This window comes from Streptomyces sp. NPDC093097, from assembly GCF_044754325.1.
In the GTDB taxonomy this organism is placed as follows: domain Bacteria; phylum Actinomycetota; class Actinomycetes; order Streptomycetales; family Streptomycetaceae; genus Streptomyces.
In genome coordinates this window covers 134048-150667 of record NZ_JBIVOW010000020.1, presented here as the reverse complement: position 1 = coordinate 150667, position 16620 = coordinate 134048, and the positions used below count along the sequence as shown (strand labels likewise).

The 16620-nt window shown below is 74.3% G+C and carries 18 protein-coding genes and 1 pseudogene; 8 read left to right on the top strand and 11 right to left on the bottom strand.

What is annotated here, in order from left to right; translation table 11 throughout:
- Positions 1-122 precede the first annotated feature (122 nt).
- The 3 genes from ACIQE0_RS29335 to ACIQE0_RS29325 all read left to right on the top strand — a co-directional run bounded on the left by ACIQE0_RS29335 (position 123) and on the right by ACIQE0_RS29325 (position 2300).
- On the top strand, positions 123-1040 hold the full coding sequence (locus tag ACIQE0_RS29335; protein ID WP_366331693.1) for an AraC family transcriptional regulator: 918 nt from the start codon (positions 123-125) through the stop codon (positions 1038-1040).
- A gap of 61 nt (positions 1041-1101) precedes the next feature.
- A complete protein-coding gene (locus ACIQE0_RS29330; RefSeq protein ID WP_402337856.1) occupies positions 1102-1995 on the top strand; it encodes an AzlC family ABC transporter permease in 894 nt (297 codons plus the stop codon).
- Complete coding sequence (locus ACIQE0_RS29325) at positions 1992-2300, top strand: AzlD domain-containing protein (protein WP_366331692.1); 309 nt, start codon at positions 1992-1994, stop codon at positions 2298-2300. The genes ACIQE0_RS29330 and ACIQE0_RS29325 overlap by 4 nt, the downstream gene beginning before the upstream one ends.
- Positions 2301-2333: 33 nt before the next feature.
- Here the strand turns inward: ACIQE0_RS29325 and ACIQE0_RS29320 are convergent, their stop codons facing one another.
- From ACIQE0_RS29320 to ACIQE0_RS29305, 4 genes and pseudogenes are all read right to left on the bottom strand, one after another.
- Entirely contained in the window at positions 2334-3257 is a 924-nt protein-coding gene (locus tag ACIQE0_RS29320) for a hypothetical protein (RefSeq protein ID WP_402337852.1), read from the bottom strand.
- An 893-nt stretch (positions 3258-4150) separates the two neighbouring features.
- Positions 4151-4714, bottom strand: a pseudogene (locus ACIQE0_RS29315) (TerD family protein); the annotation flags it as partial.
- Positions 4715-4893: 179 nt separating this feature from the next.
- Positions 4894-5562 (bottom strand): lytic transglycosylase domain-containing protein, encoded by a 669-nt coding sequence (locus tag ACIQE0_RS29310; RefSeq protein ID WP_402337849.1) that lies wholly within the window; start codon positions 5560-5562, stop codon positions 4894-4896.
- A 74-nt stretch (positions 5563-5636) separates the two neighbouring features.
- Positions 5637-6215 (bottom strand): TerD family protein, encoded by a 579-nt coding sequence (locus ACIQE0_RS29305; RefSeq protein WP_402337846.1) that lies wholly within the window; start codon positions 6213-6215, stop codon positions 5637-5639.
- 157 nt (positions 6216-6372) lie between these two features.
- On the opposite strand from ACIQE0_RS29305, the gene ACIQE0_RS29300 reads away from it, so the two are divergent.
- Entirely contained in the window at positions 6373-6789 is a 417-nt protein-coding gene (locus ACIQE0_RS29300; RefSeq protein WP_402337843.1) for a sec-independent translocase, read from the top strand.
- Between the two features lie 19 nt (positions 6790-6808).
- On the opposite strand, the gene ACIQE0_RS29295 is transcribed toward ACIQE0_RS29300, so the two are convergent.
- The 3 genes from ACIQE0_RS29295 to ACIQE0_RS29285 all read right to left on the bottom strand — a co-directional run bounded on the left by ACIQE0_RS29295 (position 6809) and on the right by ACIQE0_RS29285 (position 9578).
- Entirely contained in the window at positions 6809-7153 is a 345-nt protein-coding gene (locus tag ACIQE0_RS29295; RefSeq protein WP_366331717.1) for a metalloregulator ArsR/SmtB family transcription factor, read from the bottom strand.
- A gap of 183 nt (positions 7154-7336) precedes the next feature.
- Positions 7337-9013 carry an LCP family protein gene (locus tag ACIQE0_RS29290; protein WP_366331687.1) on the bottom strand — a complete coding sequence of 559 codons (1677 nt, stop codon included), beginning with the start codon at positions 9011-9013 and terminating at the stop codon, positions 7337-7339.
- A complete protein-coding gene (locus ACIQE0_RS29285; protein WP_402337839.1) occupies positions 9006-9578 on the bottom strand; it encodes a DUF6542 domain-containing protein in 573 nt (190 codons plus the stop codon). The genes ACIQE0_RS29290 and ACIQE0_RS29285 overlap by 8 nt, the downstream gene beginning before the upstream one ends.
- A gap of 393 nt (positions 9579-9971) precedes the next feature.
- Here ACIQE0_RS29285 and ACIQE0_RS29280 point away from each other — a divergent pair, with 393 nt between their 5' ends.
- From ACIQE0_RS29280 to recX, 4 genes are all read left to right on the top strand, one after another.
- Positions 9972-10166, top strand: a complete 195-nt coding sequence (locus tag ACIQE0_RS29280; protein ID WP_366331685.1) for a DUF3046 domain-containing protein — start codon at positions 9972-9974, stop codon at positions 10164-10166.
- 45 nt (positions 10167-10211) lie between these two features.
- A complete protein-coding gene (locus ACIQE0_RS29275; RefSeq protein ID WP_402337836.1) occupies positions 10212-11495 on the top strand; it encodes an AI-2E family transporter in 1284 nt (427 codons plus the stop codon).
- Positions 11496-11717: 222 nt separating this feature from the next.
- Positions 11718-12833: a recombinase RecA gene (gene recA / locus ACIQE0_RS29270; protein ID WP_366331684.1), complete on the top strand. Its 1116-nt coding sequence runs from the start codon at positions 11718-11720 to the stop codon at positions 12831-12833.
- A 6-nt stretch (positions 12834-12839) separates the two neighbouring features.
- The gene (gene recX, locus ACIQE0_RS29265) at positions 12840-13505 is read left to right on the top strand and encodes a recombination regulator RecX (RefSeq protein ID WP_366331683.1); all 666 of its coding nucleotides are present in this window, start codon (positions 12840-12842) and stop codon (positions 13503-13505) included.
- Positions 13506-13565: 60 nt separating this feature from the next.
- Here the strand turns inward: recX and ACIQE0_RS29260 are convergent, their stop codons facing one another.
- From ACIQE0_RS29260 to ACIQE0_RS29245, 4 genes are all read right to left on the bottom strand, one after another.
- Complete coding sequence (locus tag ACIQE0_RS29260; protein ID WP_366331682.1) at positions 13566-13943, bottom strand: rhodanese-like domain-containing protein; 378 nt, start codon at positions 13941-13943, stop codon at positions 13566-13568.
- The gene (locus tag ACIQE0_RS29255; RefSeq protein ID WP_402337831.1) at positions 13940-14482 is read right to left on the bottom strand and encodes a cysteine dioxygenase; all 543 of its coding nucleotides are present in this window, start codon (positions 14480-14482) and stop codon (positions 13940-13942) included. Before ACIQE0_RS29255 ends, ACIQE0_RS29260 begins: the two co-directional genes overlap by 4 nt.
- A gap of 96 nt (positions 14483-14578) precedes the next feature.
- Positions 14579-14665 (bottom strand): putative leader peptide, encoded by an 87-nt coding sequence (locus ACIQE0_RS29250; protein WP_342456959.1) that lies wholly within the window; start codon positions 14663-14665, stop codon positions 14579-14581.
- 32 nt (positions 14666-14697) lie between these two features.
- Complete coding sequence (locus ACIQE0_RS29245; protein WP_402337828.1) at positions 14698-16608, bottom strand: FAD-dependent monooxygenase; 1911 nt, start codon at positions 16606-16608, stop codon at positions 14698-14700.
- Positions 16609-16620: the final 12 nt, after the last annotated feature.

Below are 16620 nucleotides of genomic sequence, written 5' to 3'. Positions count from 1 at the left end.
TCCCCATCGTGCACCGGACCACTGACAATCCGGTCCGCGGCCGCCGCCGCGGGCCGGCCCGCCGCCCGTCCACGGTGCGAAACGCCCCGCCTTCCGGCCCCCGGCGGACGCACAATGCAGCCATGGTCATGATCAGTGAGGGTGGGGCGCAGACCGCGCCGCGGGCCCGCGGCGAGTGGGCGCGCCACTGGCACTGCCCCGACCTGCCCGGCCTGGACCTGCTGCGTGCCCGCTATGTGCGCCACGCCTTTCCCCGCCACGCCCACGACGGCTATGTGCTCTGCGCGGTCACCTCCGGGATCGAGGCGGTCGGGCTGCGGAACGGCGTCGTCCGGGCCGGGCGCGGCGGCATCGTGATGATCAACCCCGAGGTGCCGCACTCCGCACGGGCCGGCGCTCCCGAGGGCTGGACCTACGCCACGCTCTACCCGTCGGCGGAGCTGGTCACCGGGATCGCCCGGGAGACCACCGGGCTGCGGGGCACCGTCGGCTTCGTCCGGACCGTCGCCGACGAGCCCGCCGTCGGCCGGCTGATCGCCGGCATCCACCGGGCCGCCGAGGCGGGCAACGCGCTGGCCGCCGACAGCCTGCTGCGGGTCGCCGTGGCCCGGTTGCTGCGCAGCCACGGGGGCCCGCTGCCGTCCCGGGCGCCCCATACGGCGGGCGCCCGTACCGCCGCCCTCGCCCGTGCCGCCCTGGAGGAGCGGATGGCGGCGCCGCCCACCCTGGAGGAGCTCGCCGGCGAGCTGGGGACCAGTCCGTTCGCGCTGCTGCGGGCCTTCCGGGCGGCCTACGGCATGCCGCCGCACACCTGGCTCACCGACGCCCGGGTGCGGCGCGCCCGCCGGCTGCTGGAGGCCGGCACCCCGCCGGCCGAGACGGCTCTGGCGGTCGGGTTCACCGATCAGCCGCATCTGAACCGGCACTTCACCCGGATCGTCGGGGTGCCGCCGGGCGCGTACCGCCGGGAGCGCGCCGCGGCGGACGGCGCGAGCCGGCGGACCGCGGGGGACCGGGCCCGCGGCGGCGGGGCACGGTAGCCCGGCCGGGGCGCAAGAACGTACAAGACCGCGGGGCGGGCGGCCTCCTAGGGTCCGGCGGGTGGCAGAACAGGCAGACCGCTCGCAGGCGGCAGACTCAGGACCGACCGGGATATCCCCCGCCCCGGCCCGCACCCGGGGGCGTCCGGTCACCGGTGCGCACGACGGGGCGCACCACGGGCCGTCGTCCCCACCGGAGCGGCCCGACGCGGCCGTCATCAGGGACGCGCTGGGCGTCGGCGTCGCCGTCGGGCTCTCCGGCTTCGCCTTCGGCGTCACCTCCGCCGGCGCCGGGCTCAGCGTCTGGCAGAGCTGTGCCCTGAGCCTCCTGGTCTTCACCGGCGCTTCGCAGTTCGCCCTGGTGGGCGCGCTCGCCGCGGGCGGCAACCCGTTCACCGCCGCGGCCGGGGCGTTCTTCCTCGGTGTCCGCAACGCCTTCTACGGGCTGCGGCTCTCCGCCGTCCTCGGCTACCGGGGCGCGCTCCGCCCGTTGGCCGCCCACTGTGTGATCGACGAGACCACCGCCGTCACCCTGGCCCAACCCGGCCGCCGCAGCGCCCGGTTGGGCTTCACCGTCACCGGACTGTCGCTGTACGTCCTGTGGAACCTCACCACCCTCGGCGGGGCCCTGGGCGCCCGGGCGCTCGGCGACACCGCCGCCTGGGGGCTGGACGCGGCCGGCCCCGCGGTCTTCGTGGCGCTGCTCGCGCCGATGCTGCGGTCGGCCGTGGAGCGGTGCACGGCCGGCCTCGCCGTCCTGCTGCTCATGGTGACGCTGCCGGTCCTGCCCGCCGGTGTGCCGGTGCTGCTCGCGGCGCTCGCCGCGCCCGCCGTCCTCGCCGTCCAGGGGGCGTGGCGGCGAACACGCGCCCCGGAGGGGATGCCTCTCGCGCCGCCGGCCCCGCAGGAGCGGGCCGGTGAGGACCACTGCACCACCGGGGAGGACCGGGCATGACCGTCTGGATCGCGATCGGCGCCACCGCCGTCGGCTGCTACCTGGTCAAGCTCCTCGGCTTGTCGGCGCCTGCCGGCATCCTGGAGCGGCCCCTGGTCAGACGGCTGGCCGCGCTGCTCCCGGTGGCGCTGCTGGCCGCGCTCACCGCCCAGCAGACCTTCGGCGACGGCCGGCATCTGCTGCTCGACGCCAAGGCCGCCGGGGTCGCCGCCGCGGTCGTCGCGCTGCTGCTGCGTGCCCCGTTCCTGCTGATCGTGGCGGTCGCGGTGGCCGTCACCGCGGGGGTGCGGGCCCTGGGCGGCTGACCGCGCCGCGGGTCCGGCGGGCGGCCCGGCCCCTCAGCGCAGCGGCCGCCCGTAGGCCCGGAGCGTGCGCAGCGCCTCCAGCGTCACCATCGGGCGGCTCTCCACCTCCGTACCGGGCGCCCAGAGCCGCCAGGTGACGGGCCAGCCGCCGTCCTCCCCCTGGAGCGCGGTGAGGTGCCCCAGGGCCCGGTCCATCTCCTGGTCGGTGAACCAGCCGCGGGCCAGCGACCCGGGCGCGGCGGCGAAGTCGTAGGCGAAGTGGTGCTCCTGGGGGGCGTATCCCGGCGGTACCGGGGCCTCGGCCGCGCGCGCCGGATCCAGCACGACCAGGCCCTGCTCCCGCACCAGGCGGCCCAGCCGCTGCGCCGCGGCGGCCGCCCGCGGCCGGTCCGGGGCGCCGTCCAGGAACGCCACCGCCGCGATGGCCTCGTAGGGGTGGGTCTCCTCCAGGGACTCCACGGTCGCCCAGCAGTAGTCGGTGGCCCGGAACAGCCAGGCGTGCCACACCTGGTTGCGGTGCAGCCGCCCCACCACCGGGCCGGTCGCCAGCAGCGAGCTCGGCGGGGCGTCCACCACCGGGATCCAGGGTGCGGCCGGATAGCCGCGCAACGAGGGGTGCACCGCGGGCAGTGCCCCCTCCGGTGTCGAGATCCGGGTCAGATAGCGGCAGATCCGCTCCACCCGGCGGCCGTCGCAGCGTCCGATGTGGTCCAGGACCTTCAGCGCGTGCGCGGTGTGCAGCGGTTGGCTGACCGGGCCGCGCAGATCGGGTTCCAGGGCGTGGCCGTAGCCGTCGTCGTCGTTGCGGTACGCGGTGAGCGCGGTCTCGACGGGGTCCGCGCCGCCGTCGAGGAAGTGGTACGCGAAGAGCCGCTGCTCCAGTACCCGGGCGGTCAGCCAGACGAAGCGCTCGGCACGCGCCAGAGGGGTCGCTGGGGGGCTTACGTTTTCGGCCATGGCCTGACCGTAGGGGCCAAACCCGGCGCCGGCACGGGCTCGGGGCCCGCTGCCCTCCCAGGGCGGGATCTTGGAGGCATCCGGTTGACGCCTCCGCCCCGGGGAGCGGGGGGAGCCGCCAACGGGTGGACGGGGCCTGCGAGTTCGCGGCGGGCCGTCGGCGCTGCCGGATGCGGGGGCGGCGTCGTGCGGAGCGCGCCCGCGTGAGCCCGAGCGCGCCGGCGCCCGGCCGCCCCGCGACGGGGCCGACCGGGCGCCGGCGCGGCGTACCGCGCGGGGTCAGCCCGCGCGGCGGACGGTCAGAAGTCCTCGCCCTCGTAGTAGTTGTTGACGACCACCTCGGGCTCGTCGTCGCTGAACGCCTCGTTCAGCAGCGCACCGCCGACCAGGCCCGCGGCGCCGGCGCCGATCAGCGCGCCGGTGCCGAAGCGCCGGCCGCCGCCCTGCTGCTCCGGCTGCTGCGGGTAGCCCTGCTGGGGGTAACCGCCCTGCGCCTGCTGCGGGTAGCCCTGCTGGGCCGCCTGCGGGTAGCCGCCCTGGGCCGGGGTGTAGAAGGGCGGGGTGGTGGTCTGCACCCGCTGCGCGCAGCCGCCGCAGGTCTGGACCTGGCGCGGCACCCCCCACTGCGGGGACCACGTCACGGGCGTCATCCCGGGGCCGTGGCTGGGGTCGAAGAAGCAGGTCATGTCGGAACTTCCCGTCGATTGCGGTGAGGTGGGGGAATAACCCGGTGCGGTCGGCTCGACCCCGGCGGCGGTTGCCGTGGCCAGCGCCGTCGCCGTGGGCGTCGGTGAGGCCGGTGGGGTGGAGGGGCCGGTGGGTGCTGTGGGGGTGGACGGCGCGGGCGGTGCGGACGGGGCCGGGGCGGCCGCGGGGGCCGGCTCCGGGCGCAGCACGTCGACGCCGTAGTCCTGCGCGATCCCGGCGAGCCCGGAGGCGTAACCCTGGCCGATCGCGCGGAACTTCCAGTCCGTGCCGTGGCGGTACAGCTCGCCGAAGACCATGGCGGTCTCGGTGGCGGCCTGGCCGGAGAGGTCGAAGCGGGCCAGCTCGGTGCCGCCGGTCTGGTCGACCACGCGGATGTGGGCGCGGCTCAGCTGGCCGAAGTTCTGGCCGCGCTGCTCGGCCTCGTAGAGCGAGACCGGGAAGACGATCTTGGCGACCTCGGGCGGGACCGCGGCGAGATCCACCTCGATCTGCTCGTTGTCCTCGCCGGTGGGGCGATTGCCGGAGTGCCGCACGGAGCCGTCGGGGCTGGTGAGGTTGTTGAAGAAGACGAAGTGCTGGTCGGAGAGGACCGTGCCGGACTCGCCGCACAGCAGCGCGCTGGCGTCCAGGTCGTGGCCGGCCCCCGCGGCTCCTGCCACCTGCCAGCCCAGCCCCACCCGCACGGCGGTCAGACCCGGGGCCTGTTTGCTGAGCGACACGTTGCCGCCCTTGGTCAGGGCCACGCCCATGAGCTTTCCTCCAAAACGTTCCCGGCTTCCGGCGTTCGTCGGCTACAACGCCACGGAAAACGGCAAGGTTCCCTGCATTGCGCAATGTCTGAAGTATGCGGCTGAAATGCTGTCAGGACGGCGCCGCCACCGCGTCCTGACGCCATCCTGGCGCCGTTCGAGGGCCGGGTGGCGGTGCGTCACCGGGCGACGGCCCGCCCGGCCGCCGGCCAGTTCTCGTGCAGCCGGTCCAGGTAGGACCGGGCCTGGCTGCCGAGCGTGGCGCCGCGGGCGAAGGCGAGCATGTTGCCGCCTCCGGCGTTGTAGCCCAGCGCCAGCAGCTCGTCGCGCGAGTGCCCGGCGGGCCACCGCGCGGGCAGTCGGCGGTCCAGGTCGTGGAGGTACCAGGCGGCCGCCTCGACGGCGAGGTTCCGGTCGTCGGGCAGTTCCTCCCATGTGCGGGAGGCGAAGTCCCGGCCCCGCTTGACCTCGTCGAAGGTGGCCCGGTGCATGTTGGCGACCCCGAACGCGGCATCGGGCTTGTAGTGCTGCCAGGCCCGCTCCAGCGCCGGATCGTGCGGTTTGTACGCCTCGTTGTAGAGGATCGCCATGAGCAACCGCGGGTGGACGCCGGCCGCCGCCGCGTACCTGCGCACCGCGGCGGCGCAGTCGGCCGGCTCGTACGCCCCGTCGGGCCGCGCGGTCGTGGGGCCGCCACCGGACGACGCGGACGGGGCCGCGTCCGGGGTGGCGGACGGACGCGCCGCGGCATCCGGAGCCGGGGTATGGCCCGTGTGCGCCACGGCCCACAGGGCCAGGGCGGCGCCCGGCAGCACCAGCCACCGCCACCGCACCCGGGATTCAGCCATGCTCCGCTCCCTCTGGCACGCGCCGTCCCGGTGCCGGACGGGCGCCCCGCCCGGCCCGTCGGCCGCCGCGCCGCTCAGCCGACGTTGACCCCGAAGTCCTGGGCGATACCGCGCAGTCCGGAGGCGTATCCCTGGCCGATGGCGCGGAACTTCCACTCCGCGCCGTGCCGGTAGACCTCGCCGAAGACCATGGCGGTCTCGGTGGAGGCGTCCTCGGTGAGGTCGTAGCGGGCGATCTCCCGGCCGTCGGCCTGGTTGACCACCCGGATGAAGGCGTCGCGGACCTGGCCGAAGCTCTGGCCGCGCTCCTCCGCCTCGTAGATGGAGACCGGGAAGACGACCTTGGCGACCTGGGGCGGGACCGCGGTCAGGTCGATCTGGATCTGCTCGTCGTCGCCGTGGCTGCCGCCGGTGAGGTTGTCGCCGGAGTGGACCACGGAGCCGTCGGGGCTGGTGAGGTTGTTGAAGAAGACGAAGTGCTGGTCGGAGACGACCTTTCCGGACTGCGCGCACATCAGGGCGGAGGCGTCCAGGTCGTAGTCGGCACCGGTGGTGGTGCGCACGGCCCATCCCAGGCCGATGGTCACCGTGCTGAGGCCCGGGGCCTCCTTGCTGAGCGAGACGTTGCCGCCCTTGGACAGGGTCACACCCATGAAAAACCCTCCAGTTGTCCTGAAGTCTGTCTGTGCCGTCGTCCTGGACAACGCGGCGCGCCCCCACATGGTTCCATGATTGCGCAATATCTAAAATGTCTGCGGACGTGCCCGCGGACACAGGGCGGCGCACCGGCGACCCATAGGGAGTGGCGGGATGTTCTTCGGTATGAGTACCCCCGATCTCCTGGTCATCGTGGTGCTCGCCGCGCTGCTCTTCGGGCCGGACAAACTGCCCGAGTTCATCAGGAACACCACCGCGTTCCTGCGCAAGGTACGGGACTTCTCCGAGCAGGCGAAAGAGGAGGTGCGCGCCGAACTCGGCCCGGAATTCAAGGATTTCGAGTTCGAGGACCTGCACCCGCGGACCTTCGTCCGCAAACGGCTGCTGGACAACGACGACCTGGGGATCGGGGAACTCCGCGACGGCATCGACGAGATCCGGTCCGCACTGGACCCGGCCTCGGAGCCGGCGGCCCCTCAGGAGCCCCGTGCCCCGGTCGACCTCCGGAAGCGGCCCGCGGCCGACGGCCCCTCGGGGGAGCGCCCGCCGTTCGACGCCGACGCGACCTGACGGGCCGCCGGAGCTCCGGTCAGGCGCCGGTGCCGCCCAGCCGGCGGAGCCGGGACGGTGCCGGGTGTGCGCTGCGGGCGGCGCGTTGGAGGACGAGGGTGCGCATCACCGCGACGGTCTCGGGGTCGTCGACGAAGTAGACCACCCGTCGGCCCTCGCGGCGGGAGCGGACCAGGCCGGCCAGTTTGAGCTTGGACAGGTGCTGGCTGACGGCGGGCAGCGCTCCGCCCACCCGCTCGGCCAGTCCGCTGACGTCGCTCTCGCCCTGGGCCAGCGCCCAGACGATGTGCAGCCGGGGAGGCGAGGCCAGCAGCCCGAACACCCCGGCCGCCTCGGCCAGCACCTCGGCGGGCGGGTCGGTCATCGCGCCCGTCCCCTTGCCCGCGCTCTCGACGCTCTTCACCACTGCGGCTCTCCCCGTTCCTGGCCCCGGAAGGCCCAGTTTAGGCGGCGCGCGCCCGGCCCGTACGGCCGCCGGTGCGGGCGGTGCCCCGGATAACGGACGGGGCGTGCGGGGCCGCCGGTTCCGCCGGCGGCCCCGCGGGCGTCAGTTGACGCAGGGGATGCCGCCCTCCTTGACGGAGTCGCCGGCGAAGGCGTTGTCGGACGGCGCGGACGAGGACGAGTCGTCCGAGGCGGGCGACTCCGAGGGCTTGCCCTGCGGGGTGCTCGCCTCGCCGGCGGGCGGGGCGGTGAAGTCGGCACCGAGGAGGACCTGGACGCGCCCGGCGGGCACCGAGGACGAGGAGACCGCCCCGCCGGTGTGCAGGCGGTCGGCGATCTGCTGGGCGGCCTCCTGGGCACCGGCCCCGTAGAGGACGGTGGTCTGCTGCCGAGCCCCGGTGTTGCCCGCGCGGCCCGCGGTGTAACCGAGGTCGGTCAGTGCCTTGAGCTCGACGGCCGCGGCCCCCGGCTTCGTCGTCCCCGCGCCGTTGAGGACGTCCACGGTCGCCGGGGCGGCCTTCGTGGACGGCGACGGCGCGCCGCGGCCCGACCCGCCCGAGCCGCCCGAGGACCCGGACTTCTCACCGATCAGCGACTGCACGAGGGACCGGATCTTGGCCTCGTCGACGAGGTTGACGGACTCCCGGTTGCGGGTGGCGAAACCGGCGATGGGCAGGGTGTGGAACACCACGTTCCCGCCGGTCAGGTTGGTGGCCTGCTGCGCGAAGTCCAGGACGTCGAACTTGCTGTCGATGACCAGGTCCTTCTTCACCACGTCGAACAGCCCCTGGAGCTTGCCCAGGTCGCCGAAGACGCCGTCGTTCTTGAGCTTGTGGGTCACCGAGGAGATGAACGCCTGCTGCCGGTGGGTCCGGTCCAGGTCACCGCCCTCCAGGCCGTGCCGCTGCCGGACGAAGGCGAGCGCCTGCTTGGGGTCGAGCTGCTGATGGCCCGCCGGGAAGTCGGCACCCGAGTAGCGGTCCTTCACCGGGTGCTTGAGGCAGACCTCGATCGGCTGGAGCACCTTGGCGATGTCGTAGAAGCCCAGCAGGTTGACCTCGGCGAAGTGGTCGATCGGCACCTGGAGGAAGTTCTGCACGGTGGCCAGCGTCGCCTCCCGGCCGGCTTCCCGGCTCCGGCTCTCCAGGTCGGCGCCCTTGATCCCCTGGGCGGAGAACTTGTCGTGGGCGACCGTGTAGGCGTTGCCGTACGCCTCCTTGACCTTGAAGTGCCCCTGGGAGGTGCCGTCCCCGTTGAACGTCTGCACGTAGTCGTCGCGCGGGATGGAGAACGCGGTGACCTTCCCGCCGTCCGCCGGAATGTGCATCAGGATCAGGGTGTTGGTGTTGTAGTAGCCGATGTCGCTGGAACCGGCGTGCAGTTGCTTCTGGACGAACTCCCGCGGCAGGTCGTTGCCGTTCATGTCCTTGCGCGAATCCAGGCCGATCAGCAGCAGGTTGACGGAGTTGTCCAGGTGCTTGGGCGCGTTCTTGCCGCCGATCGCGTTGAGCGCGTCGGAGGTGTTCAGCCCGCTGCTCACCCAGTTGTACGCCGCCCAGGACACCCCGCTGGCCAGGAGGACCATGGCCGAGGAGAGGGCCAGCGCGGTCCGTCCCACGACGACCAGGGGGGAGCGCCGCCGACCGCCGCGCCCGTTCACCGGGCGGCGGCGCGCGGCCCGGCCGCCCTTGCCGCCGGGCTCCCGGCCGTCCCGCCCGTCCCGCCCGTCCGGGTCCGCTCCGTACGGACCGCGCCCCTGTGGGCTCCGCTCGTCATGCACCGCTGTTCCTCCCGCTCCGCTTCCGGCCGCCGCGCCGGCCGGCCCGTACGCCCCGGACCGTCAGTACCACGATCAGCACCGCCTCGGCCGCCGCCATGGCCGGGAAACCGTCCACGGCCCACCGCACCGCCGCCGTCGTCAGGCCCTTGCCCTGGACGGTCGCGGTACCCGCCACCTGCTCGCACACCACGGTGATCGCCGCCGCCGCCAGTGGCGGCGCGGATATCAGCCACATGGCGCCCGCCCGGGTGCAGGTCCGCGCCGCCAGCGCCGCGCCGAGCGCCGCGGCGACCGCGAACCCCCAGCCCGGTCGCCCGGCCAGTGCCGTTTCCACCGCGGCGCCCGCGGCCGCCACCACCAGCGCCACCAGGGCGGCCCGTACCGCCCGGCGTCCGCCGCCCGCCCGTGAGCGCGACCCGGCCCGTCCGGGGGCCGGCCCGGCGCCGTCGGCGGCCGGTCGCCGGCCTCCCCGGCGTCGGGGGCCCGGCACCCGGCGTGACGCCTGTGCCGGGTCCCGCGCCAGGTCGTCGTACCCGTTCGGGGCTTCGGTGCGCTGACCTGTCATTCGCATCCTTCGGACGGCCGGACCGGCGTGGCGGTCGCGGGAGCATCCTGCGCGCGGGCAGGAGAGGGTGGTTCCGGCCAGGAAGACGACGGTTGCGCCGAGCCGGTTTCACATTTGACTGCTTGATTGCGCAATCTAGCAAGTGTCAGAGGGTGGTTGGGACCGGCCACCCGGGGTGTGCCGCAGGTGGCGGGGGTGGAGGAGGCCCGGGCGGGAGGCGTCGGTCCCGTGCATTGCGACGCCCCGGGCCGCCGGCCCGTGCCGGTCTTCGCTGGCTTTCCGTGCGGCGCCGACGGTATGAAGGAGCTGGGCTTTGGACGTCTCCCGGGCGCATGCGCGCGGTGGCGGGAAGCCGGGAAACGTGCAGGTCGACGTGGGTGCGAGGCGGGAATCATGCGGTTGACGGTGTTCTGGGAGCGGATGGCGGACCACTTCGGCGCGGCCTACGCCGACTCGTTTGCCCGCGATCACGTGATGACGGAGCTCGGCGGCCGCACCGTGAACGAGGCGCTGGCGGCGGGGTGGAGCGCCAAAGACGTGTGGCGGGTGGTCTGCGCCGTGATGGAGGTTCCGCAGGACAAGCGGTGAGCGGGCCGAAACGGGTTGTCGGCGACGTGCGCGACACTTGGCTGCGTGCCCGTGAAAGATGAGATCAGCAGTTCCGACGGCCCCAGACCCGACGATGCGGCGCAGGAGCGCTCCGCCGACCGGCGCGAGGCGCGGATGCCGCGGTGGCTGCCGCGCGCCATGGTGCTCGCGCTCGCCCTGGTGGCCTGTTTCCAGCTCGCCACCTGGGGCTTCCACCAGCTGATCGGTCTGTTGCTGAACGTGCTGATCGCGTTCTTCCTGGCGCTGGCCGTCGAGCCGGCCGTCGACTGGATGGCCGGCCGCGGTATGCGGCGCGGGCTCGCCACCGGTCTGGTGTTCCTCGCGATCCTCATCGGCGCGGTCGGGTTCGTCACACTGCTCGGGTCCATGGTGGCCGGCCAGATCGCGACCATGGTCGAGGAGTTCCCGCAGTACCTGGACTCCGTCATCAGCTGGACCAACGGCACCTTCCACACCCACCTCTCCCGGGTCCAGGTCCAGAACAACCTGCTGAACTCCGACTGGCTGCAGAAGTACGTCCAGGACAGCGCCAACAACGTCCTGGCGGTCTCCGCGCAGGTGCTCGGCGGGCTGTTCAACCTCCTCACGATCGCGCTGTTCTCCTTCTACTTCGCGGCCGACGGCCCCCGGCTGCGGCGGGCGCTGTGCTCGGTGCTGCCGCCGCGGCGCCAGGCCGAGGTGCTGCGCGCCTGGGAGATCGCGGTCGCCAAGACCGGCGGTTACCTCTACTCCCGCGGCCTGATGGCGCTGATCTCCGGGGTCGCGCACTACGTCCTGCTGGAGATCCTGGGGGTGCCCTACGCCCCGGCGCTCGGCATCTGGGTCGGCCTGATCTCGCAGTTCATCCCCACGATCGGCACGTACCTGGCGGGGGCGCTGCCCATCCTGATCGCGTTCACCGTCGACCCCTGGTACGCGCTGTGGGTCTTCGGCTTCGTCGTGGTCTACCAGCAGTTCGAGAACTACCTCCTCCAGCCCCGGATCACCGCCAAGACCGTGGACATCCACCCCGCCGTCGCCTTCGGCTCGGTGGTCGCGGGCACGGCCCTGATGGGAGCGGTCGGCGCACTGATCGCGATCCCGGCGACCGCGACGCTCCAGGCGTTCCTGGGCGCGTACATCAAGCGGTACGACGTCACGATCGATCCGCGGATCGGCCTCCGGGTGCGGGGGCGGGCCGGGGCGCCGGACGGCGGTGCGGAGGGCGGTACGGACGCCGGACCGGGGCCGGCCCGGGAGTGCGGCGGCGCCGTGCCGGCCGGTGAGCGGGACGGTGTGCCGAGCGGGGCGCGGACCGGCGCGGAGTGATGCCGAGGGTGCGCCGGCACGCCGAGTGGCACGCTTGACACCAAAATCGAACATCCATTCTTATGGGGGTTCCGGCCGCCTGAACGTGGCTCCGGCCCGCGGATCCCGCGGGCCGTCCGCAGAGTTATCCACAGGTCAGAGCCGGGTCCGGGCGCATTGTCAGTGGCAGGGGTTAGCGTCATGGACGTGAAGCGATCGACTCAAGCAAACCGGGTGGAACCCATGGCAGGCACCGACCGCGAGAAGGCGCTGGACGCCGCGCTCGCACAGATTGAACGGCAATTCGGCAAGGGCGCGGTCATGCGCATGGGCGAGCGGTCGAGGGAGCCCATCGAGGTCATCTCGACCGGCTCGACCGCCCTCGACGTCGCACTCGGCGTCGGCGGCCTGCCGCGCGGCCGGGTCGTGGAGATCTACGGACCGGAGTCCTCCGGTAAGACCACCCTCACCCTGCACGCGGTGGCGAACGCCCAGAAGGCCGGCGGCCAGGTCGCGTTCGTGGACGCCGAGCACGCCCTCGACCCCGAGTACGCGCAGAAGCTCGGCGTCGACATCGACAACCTCATCCTGTCCCAGCCGGACAACGGCGAGCAGGCGCTGGAGATCGTCGACATGCTGGTCCGCTCCGGCGCCCTGGACCTCATCGTGATCGACTCCGTGGCCGCCCTGGTGCCGCGGGCCGAGATCGAGGGCGAGATGGGCGACTCCCACGTCGGCCTCCAGGCCCGACTGATGAGCCAGGCGCTGCGGAAGATCACCAGCGCGCTCAACCAGTCCAAGACCACCGCGATCTTCATCAACCAGCTCCGCGAGAAGATCGGCGTGATGTTCGGCTCCCCGGAGACCACGACCGGTGGCCGGGCGCTGAAGTTCTACGCCTCCGTCCGGATCGACATCCGCCGGATCGAGACCCTCAAGGACGGCACCGAGGCGGTCGGCAACCGCACCCGCTGCAAGGTCGTCAAGAACAAGGTCGCGCCCCCCTTCAAGCAGGCCGAGTTCGACATCCTCTACGGCCAGGGCATCAGCCGCGAGGGCGGCCTGATCGACATGGGCGTCGAGCACGGCTTCATCCGCAAGTCCGGCGCCTGGTACACCTACGAGGGCGACCAGCTCGGCCAGGGCAAGGAGAACGCCCGCAACTTCCTCAAGGACAACCCCGATCTCGCCAACGAGGTCGAGAAGAAGATCAAGGAGAAGCTGGGCATCGGCGTGAAGGCGGAGGACGTCGCGGCGGAGCCCGGCGCGGACGCCGCCGGCCCGACGGAGTCCCCGGCCAAGGCCGCACCGGCGACCAAGAGCGCCAAGGGCTCCAAGGCCGCGGCGGCCAAGAGCTGACGCGCCATGACACGGCGAACGGAATGGCCGGACAGTGCCGGCTTCGGCAGCGCTGCCGGCGACACCGAGAACCGTAGTGGCGAAAGGGGCGCCGCCCGGCAGGACGGCGCCGCATCCAGGGACAGCGGTGGTTCCCTCTCGTCGAGGGCCGGGGCGGAACCGCCGCGCACGCCCGAGGAGCAGGCGCGGGCGATCTGCCTGCGCCTGCTCACGGGGCGTCCGCGCACCCGCAGGCAGTTGGCGGACGCCCTGCGGGAGCGGGGCATCCCCGAGGAGGCCGCGGAGGAGGTGCTCGCCCGGTTCGAGGACGTCGGGCTGATCGACGACGCGGCGTTCGCCGACGCGTGGGTGGAGTCCCGGCACCACGGCCGGGGCCTGGCCCGCCGGGCCCTGGCCCGGGAGCTGCGCACCAAAGGGGTGGACTCCGCCCTGATCGACCAGGCCGTCGGCCGCCTCGACGTGGAGCAGGAGGAGGCCACCGCCCGCGAGCTGGTCGACCGCAAGCTGCGCGCCAGCCGCGGGCTGGACCGCGACAAGCGGCTGCGCCGGCTCGCCGGGATGCTGGCCCGCAAGGGCTATCCGGAGGGCCTCGCCCTGCGCGTCGTCCGCCAGGCCCTGGAGGAGGAGGGCGAGGACCCGGAGCTCCTGGAGCACCACCTCCCGGACAGCTGACCGGGCCCGCCCGCCCGGAGAATCCGCCTCAACGCCGCACCGGTGGGCGGCCGTTGCCTGCTACCGCTCGACCGGCAGGCCCGCGGCGCGCCAGGCCTGGAAGCCGCCGATCAGGTCCGTGGCGCGGTGCAGGCCCAGGTCGTGCAGGGAGACCGCCGCGAGGCTGGAGGCGTAGCCCTCGTTGCAGATCACCACGACCGGGAGAGCGTGGTGGGTCGCCTCGGGGGCACGGTGCGCGCCCGTCGGGTCGAGCCGCCACTCCAGTTCGTTGCGCTCGACGACCAGCGCCCCGGGGATGGTGCCGTCCCGTTCGCGCAGCAGGGCGTAGCGGATGTCCACGAGCAGCCCGCCGGCCTCCTGGAGCGCCGCGGCCCGTGCGGGGTCCACCCGGGTCAGCCGGCTCCGGGCCCGGGCCAGCAGTTCGTCCACGGCGCTCATCGCCATTCCTCCGGGCGCTCGACCTCTTCCAGCCGCAGCACCGGTCCGTTGCGGCTGTACCGCCGCATCAGCGGCAGCGGCGGGTAGTAGGCGTGCACCGACACCGCAGGGGTGTCGGGGGAGAGGTTCAGCACCTGGTGCACATGGTGCGGGCCGAACGCCCGGCCGCGGCCGGCGCTGAGCCGGCGCTCGCGGTCGACACCGTCGGCCAGTTCCAGGGTCTTCCAGCCCTCGGTGGGGATCGCGGCGGCGAGGGACTGCTCGGTCAACTCCCCGGCGGCCGCGGCGAAGGCGCCGCGCGAGCCGCCGTGGTCGTGCCAGCCGGTACCGGTGCCCGGCGGCCAGCCGATCAGCCAGCCCTCGCTGCCGCCCGGCCCGTCCAGGCGGATCCAGGTGCGGCCTTCCGGATCGAGCGGCAGCGAGGCGACCAGTGCGCGGTCGGCGGCGGTGCGGCGGGCGAAGGCGAGGAGTTCGGCGGCGCCGGGACCGCCGTCGTGGGGGCGGGCATGCGGGCGTGCGGGGAGCTGTACATCGGGCACGGAGACCGTCCTGAGTGATCGTGCGGGGCGCGGGCGCCGGCTACCGGGGCGCTGCCGCGCGGGGAACACCGCCGCGACGACGCGCGGCGGGCGGGATCAACAGGACGGACGACACATGCAGCCCGCGTAGCGGACCAGGTCCAGATGGACCCTCCGCCAGAATCGCGAGCCGTGATCAGTCACCTCCGGAGTGAAGCACGGGGCTTCCCGGAGGGTCAACCGGCGAGGTCCTCGCCGCGGTGCGCGGCGCCGGGCGCGCCCTCGGGCTCTGCCGCCGAGGCCGCCACGGGCCCGGCCACCGGCTCCGCCACCGCCGCGCCCGTCGCGGAACCGCCAGCGGGGGCGGGGCCGTTGGAACCGCCCGCGCCGTCGCGGTCGTCCACTCCGCTCCCGGGCCGGGGGACGGTGCCGTCACCGGGCTCCCCGGCGGGCACCTCGGCCTCCTCGGCGGCCGTCGCGGTGTGCGGCGGCGCCGACGCCCCGCCGCGCACCGCCTCCGCGCAGGCGGCCAGTTCGTCCGGGCGGACCCCGGACAGCGCGGTCACCAGATGGCCGTCGGGCCGCACCACCAGCACGGTGTGCGCGGCGGCGCCCGGATACGCCTCGGTGACCAGGATCTCGGCGCGCATCGGCAGGGCGGCGACGGCGTCCGACAGACGGGGCATCAGCCCCGCCGACTGCCAGTGCCGCCGGTCCCAGACACCGGTGCCGGGCGCCACCAGCACCAGCAGCAGCCCCTGCCCGAGCCGGTCGCGCAGCCCCACCGACGCACCGTCGGAGGCGGTCACCGGCACATCGACCACCGGCGCCCCCGGGAGGGTGCCGACCGCCGCCTCGCCGGGCAGGTCCGCCGGTGCCGCCAACGGGGTGCGCGGATAGCTCGGGGCCGCGCCGAGCGGGCCGCGGCCCAGGTGGCCGTCGGTCAGCAGGGTGCTGCGGCCGCGCGCCGTGCCCGGCAGCACCGTCCGCCAGTGCACCGCGCCGCCGTCCCGCAGCAGCGGCAGCGCCGAGTCCGTGGCCCGCAACCGGGCGGCGACCGCGTCCCGGCGCTCGGCCTGATAGCTGTCCAACAGGGCGTCGGTGGCGCCGTGGTGCCAGGCCAGGCCCAGTTTCCAGGCGAGGTTCTCGGCGTCCCGCAGCCCCTCGTCCAGGCCCTGGGTGCCCAGCGCGCCCAGCAGGTGGGCGGCGTCGCCGGCGAGGAAGGCGCGGCCCTGCCGCCAGGTGCGGGCCAGCCGGTGGTGGACGGTGTGCACGCCGGTGTCGAGGAGCTCGTAGGGCGGGACGAGGCCGCCGCGCCCGCGCCCGCCCGGCTCGTCGCCGGCCGTGTCCGGGGCGTCCGCCGCCCAGCCGGCCAGGGAGTCGCGGATCCGGGTCACCAGCACGTCCGGGGTCACCAGATCGCGGCCCGGGGGCAGCAGCCAGTCCAGCCGCCAGATCCCGCCGGGCAGCGGGCGGGCGGAGACCTCGCTGACCTGCCCGCCGCCGTGCCGGACCGGTGAGCGGTGCAGCAACGCCTCACCGGGCCAGGGGAGTTCGGTGCGCAGCGTGGCCACCGCGTGCCGTTCGACGGCGGTGCGGCCCGGGAAGCGGACGTCCAGCAGTTTGCGGACGGTGGACCGCGGGCCGTCGCAGCCGACCAGGTAACTCCCGCGCCACCAGGTCCCGCTGGCACCTCGGGTCTGTGCGCTGACGCCCTTCCCGTCCTGTTCGACGGCGGCCAGCCGGCTGCCGGTGACGACCTGGGCGAGGGGCTCGCCGGCCAGCGCGGCGCGCAGCGCGCGGGTCAGCGCGTGCTGGGGGAGGTGCACCGGGGGCGCGCAGGCGGTCTCGTCACGCTCCGTTCTGTCGGTGCCGTCGGTGGTGAGGACGATCCGTTCCAGCAGTCGGCGGCGGCGCATGGTGCGCCAGGCCGACCAGCGGGCGCCGGCGTCCGCCAGGGCGTCCGCGCAGCCGAGCCGGGCGGCGAACGCCGCGGTGTCCGGGCGGAGCACGACGGTGCGGGCGGGCCGGGGCGTCTCCTGGCCGTCGGTCTCGTCGAGGACGACGACGGGCACCCGGTGGCGGGTCAGCGCGACGGCGAGGGCGAGACCGACCGGCCCGGCCCCGACGACGATCACCGGTTCCACGGGGCGGCTCCC

Bases quoted from the DNA above. Each gene is read 5' to 3' on its own strand.
- ACIQE0_RS29335 (WP_366331693.1), top strand. From the start codon at position 123: ATGGTCATGATCAGTGAGGGTGGGGCGCAGACCGCGCCGCGGGCCCGC.
- ACIQE0_RS29325 (WP_366331692.1), top strand. From the start codon at position 1,992: ATGACCGTCTGGATCGCGATCGGCGCCACCGCCGTCGGCTGCTACCTG.
- ACIQE0_RS29320 (WP_402337852.1), bottom strand. From the start codon at position 3,257: ATGGCCGAAAACGTAAGCCCCCCAGCGACCCCTCTGGCGCGTGCCGAG.
- ACIQE0_RS29310 (WP_402337849.1), bottom strand. From the start codon at position 5,562: ATGGCTGAATCCCGGGTGCGGTGGCGGTGGCTGGTGCTGCCGGGCGCC.
- ACIQE0_RS29305 (WP_402337846.1), bottom strand. From the start codon at position 6,215: ATGGGTGTGACCCTGTCCAAGGGCGGCAACGTCTCGCTCAGCAAGGAG.
- ACIQE0_RS29300 (WP_402337843.1), top strand. From the start codon at position 6,373: ATGTTCTTCGGTATGAGTACCCCCGATCTCCTGGTCATCGTGGTGCTC.
- ACIQE0_RS29295 (WP_366331717.1), bottom strand. From the start codon at position 7,153: ATGACCGACCCGCCCGCCGAGGTGCTGGCCGAGGCGGCCGGGGTGTTC.
- ACIQE0_RS29285 (WP_402337839.1), bottom strand. From the start codon at position 9,578: ATGACAGGTCAGCGCACCGAAGCCCCGAACGGGTACGACGACCTGGCG.
- ACIQE0_RS29280 (WP_366331685.1), top strand. From the start codon at position 9,972: ATGCGGTTGACGGTGTTCTGGGAGCGGATGGCGGACCACTTCGGCGCG.
- recA (WP_366331684.1), top strand. From the start codon at position 11,718: ATGGCAGGCACCGACCGCGAGAAGGCGCTGGACGCCGCGCTCGCACAG.
- recX (WP_366331683.1), top strand. From the start codon at position 12,840: ATGACACGGCGAACGGAATGGCCGGACAGTGCCGGCTTCGGCAGCGCT.
- ACIQE0_RS29260 (WP_366331682.1), bottom strand. From the start codon at position 13,943: ATGAGCGCCGTGGACGAACTGCTGGCCCGGGCCCGGAGCCGGCTGACC.